This is a genomic window from Allocoleopsis sp., from assembly GCF_036703385.1.
Taxonomy (GTDB): Bacteria; Cyanobacteriota; Cyanobacteriia; order Cyanobacteriales; family Coleofasciculaceae; genus Allocoleopsis.
In genome coordinates, this window is the sequence record NZ_DATNPA010000262.1 from 1 (window position 1) to 3604 (window position 3604).

Genomic DNA, 3604 nt, shown 5'->3' on the forward strand with positions numbered 1-3604 from the left:
CTCCCTGGACAACGACGACTGATCTTACTTGACCTGAATATGCCCAAAATGGGAGGAATTGAGTTTCTGCGAGAGCTACGCGCCGATCCGGAACTGCGACCCCTTCCTGTGATTGTGCTGACCACTTCTAATGAGGATAAAGATAAAGTGGAAGCCTACAATCTGAATGTGGCTGGATATATCATCAAGCCAGTAACGTTTAATAAATTTGTAGAAGCTATGGCGACGCTCAATAAATATTGGATGCTAAGTGAGATGCCGTAAAACCAGGGTTAGATCTTCGCTTTTGGAATATTATCGCTGACTTGGGAAATTTTAAAACTATTTATGGGACACAAGTCAGGGTGAACAACAGGAAAATCAACCTATCGTTGTGTAGAGATAAAAATAGAGGAGATTTTTCCACAATAGTGGTGAGCCAACAGGTAAGGGCTAAATGCTAAAAGCTAAGAGCTAGTTATGGAAGAGATAATCAACATCCTGGTGGTGGAAGATGATGAAGTCGATCGCATGGCAGTGAGCCGAGCGCTGAAAAAGGCTGGAATTTCAGCCGAAATGGCAGTAGCGGTTGACTGCAAAAGTGCGTTGAAGGCTCTCTTGGGAGATGATCTTTCGGAGAACGACAACAGCTCTAGCGAAGCAACAGCTCACGCTAACACCGCCTTAAGTGAACCCAGCTTTGACTGTGTTTTACTTGATTATCGCCTGCCAGATGGCGACGGACTAGCCCTAGTTCAATCCGTCCGGGGGGCTGGCCTCAAAGTGCCTTTGGTCGTCTTAACGGGTCAGGGAGACGAGCAAACTGCCGTTGATCTGATGAAAGCAGGGGCGTCTGACTATCTTCCTAAAAGCAAGCTCTCACCCGAAACGATTTCACGCAGCGTTCGCAATGCCGTTCGCCTCTACCGAGCCCAAAAGGAGGCCGCATCGGCTCAAGAGCGTTTACGTGAAAGTGAAGAACGCTACCGCTTGGTGCTCGAAGGCTCAAACGATGGAATTTGGGACTGGGATCTGATGACCCACGCCATCTATTGTAATGACCGCCTCTATGAAATTACTGGCTTGTCAGCCGATGAGGCGGATGTTAGTTACGATCTGGTTTGTCAGTTGCTGCATCCGGCCGATCGCATGAGAATTAGTCAGGCTGTGGCAGCTCACTTGGAAGATAACGTTGAACTCGATGTCGAATTTCGGCTGTTGCATCGTTCTGGGGAATATCGCTACTGCATGGCACGCGGTAAAGCTTGGCGGGATGCACAGGGACGACCCTTCCGAATGTCGGGAGTAATCAGCGACATTACCGAACGTAAGCGAGCAGAAGAATCGCTGCGATTCTTGGCGGAGGCGAGTGCTCTGCTTTCGGCTTCGTTGGACTACGAAAAGACCCTAGATAGGCTCGCTAGACTAGCCGTCCCTTTCCTCGCAGATTTGTGTATCGTCGATATTGTCGAAGATGGTGTCGTGCGTCGTATGGGTGTTGCTCATGCTGACCCCCATTGGAAAGAGCAGATGCAAAAACTAGAAGATTTCTACTCGCCTGACCTCAACGGAACACACCCTGCGATGAAAGTGATCCGTACAGGCGATGCCGCCTTGGTTTCGGAGGTTACCGAGGAGGAGTTGATGGCGGCGACTCGCAATGCCGAACACTGGCAAATTGTGCGGGAAATGGGCTTCAAATCTTATATGATCGTGCCGCTTTTAGTGCGTGGGCGGGCTTTGGGGGCGATCTCTTTGGTCTCTACCCAACAAAGTCGTTGCTATCGACCTACGGACTTGGCACTGGCGGAGGAACTCGCCCGTCGTGCTGCGTTATCTCTGGAAAATGGTCAGCTTTATCGAGAGACAAACGAAACCAGTGAGAACCTGCGTCAGGCTATTTTGATTCTAGGCGAGCAGCAGCAGCAATTGCGAACGCTACAGCAGCTCACTAATTTACTCAACCAACGATTGACGGATCTGCCCGGTTTGCTGCGAGAGATGGTAGAAGCGGTCGCTGGGGCGATCCCCGGTGCCCAATTTTGCTTCATCATGCTCAACAACCCACAGTGTGATGGGCTCGTTTTGACCGTGATGGCGGGAATGGACACAGAAAAGCTGCGGCTGGAAAACGCACTCTCCCCAAAGGATGGGCTGTTCTCGCGAGTCCTCTCCACAGGAAAAGCTCAGTTAATTCAAGGTAGGTCTAGCGAGTTGTCGAAGTTAGAGGAGGTACCGGCTGCCATTTACGCAGCGGCGATTGAGTCGGTACAGTCAGGGCGTCTGGGAGTTTTGGCGATCGGACATTGGGACGATGAGAATGCCTTTGATGAAGAAGACCGAAATTTGCTAGTGGCAGTGGGGGAACAAGCTGCGATCGCCATTGACAATGCTCGCATGATTAAAGCCTTGGAGGAGCAAGAGAAGCGCTTAGAAGACCAAAATGAGATGCTGGCTCACAAGAACAAAGAACTGGAAAACCAGCGGCAGCAGCTTCAACTGAATAACCTGCAATTGTTGGAAGCGGCGCGGTTGAAATCCCAGTTTCTCGCCACTATGTCACATGAGTTGCGCACCCCAATGAATGCGATCATTGGCTTTTCTCAGTTGCTCTTGCGCCAGCGTCAAAGTTCATTAGTGCCTAAACAAGCCGATATGATCCAGCGCATTCTCAGCAACGGCAAACATTTGCTGGCGCTGATTAATGAAATTCTTGACCTCTCCAAAATTGAGGCGGGGCGCTTGGAGTTGAAGCTGGAAGCTTTCAATCTCATGACCTTAGTGAGGTCAACCGTTGATGAGCTTCGTCCTCTTGCGGATGAGAGGCACTTAGCTTTGTACATCCACGACAACGTACAAAATGCCAACGTCATCAATGATAGCGTTCGCCTGCGGCAGATTTTGGTCAATCTCCTTTCCAATGGGATTAAGTTTACCCAGACGGGGAGTGTAGAGGTAGAGGTGAGGGAGATTTCTCCTGATCGCTTGGCGATCGCTGTCAAGGATAGTGGGATTGGGATAGCCGAGGCGGAGTTAGAACATATTTTTGAGGAGTTCCGGCAGATCGATCAGACTATCACTCGCAAGTACGCCGGGACAGGTTTAGGGTTAGCCATTACAAAATCGTTGGTTCAGTTGATGCAGGGAACCATTACAGTTGAGAGCAAATTGGGTCAAGGGTCTACCTTCCGCATCGAATTGCCACGAGCCGTAAAAGCTACAGGCCAAGGCTTTCATGCCATCGGCAAAGTGCGAACTTTGCTAGGAGCCAGTTCTTTAGCAGATTCTACGTTGACTCAGTCTGTTCAAAAGCGTCGCCCTGGGAGGCGACTTTATTAAATCAGTGAGCAGCAGGCTAAATAGTTAGTATGTATAGCTTTAGGACGAATGGCACTGACTGAAGCACTCTCCTACCTCACCAAAGAACCCTTGTGCAGGGGGTCTGGGGGAGGCACTCCGTCGCCCAGCGGGGGGTTTGGGGGGAGACCCCCCAATCTGGGTTTTTCTCAAATAACGATCGCTTTGCCCTGAAGTCCGTGACATTCAACTTAAATCCAAGAGCGGAACCACATTCGGAGATGATAACTTTGCAGCGGCAGGGGAAGACCCAAGTAGATGGGTAACC

Annotated in this window: 2 protein-coding genes; both read left to right on the forward strand. The window is 50.2% G+C overall.

What is annotated here, in order from left to right; all coding sequences use genetic code 11:
• The coding region (locus V6C93_RS12590; protein WP_333477006.1) for a response regulator at window positions 1–264 on the forward strand (264 nt) is incomplete at its 5' end.
• Between the two features lie 195 nt (window positions 265–459).
• Window positions 460–3318, forward strand: coding sequence for an ATP-binding protein (locus V6C93_RS12595; RefSeq protein WP_333477007.1), 2859 nt, complete (start codon window positions 460–462; stop codon window positions 3316–3318).
• The last annotated feature ends 286 nt before the right edge of the window (window positions 3319–3604 follow it).

Coding starts and splice junctions, on each gene's coding strand:
- V6C93_RS12595 (WP_333477007.1), top strand. CDS start 460: ATGGAAGAGATAATCAACATCCTGGTGGTGGAAGATGATGAAGTCGAT.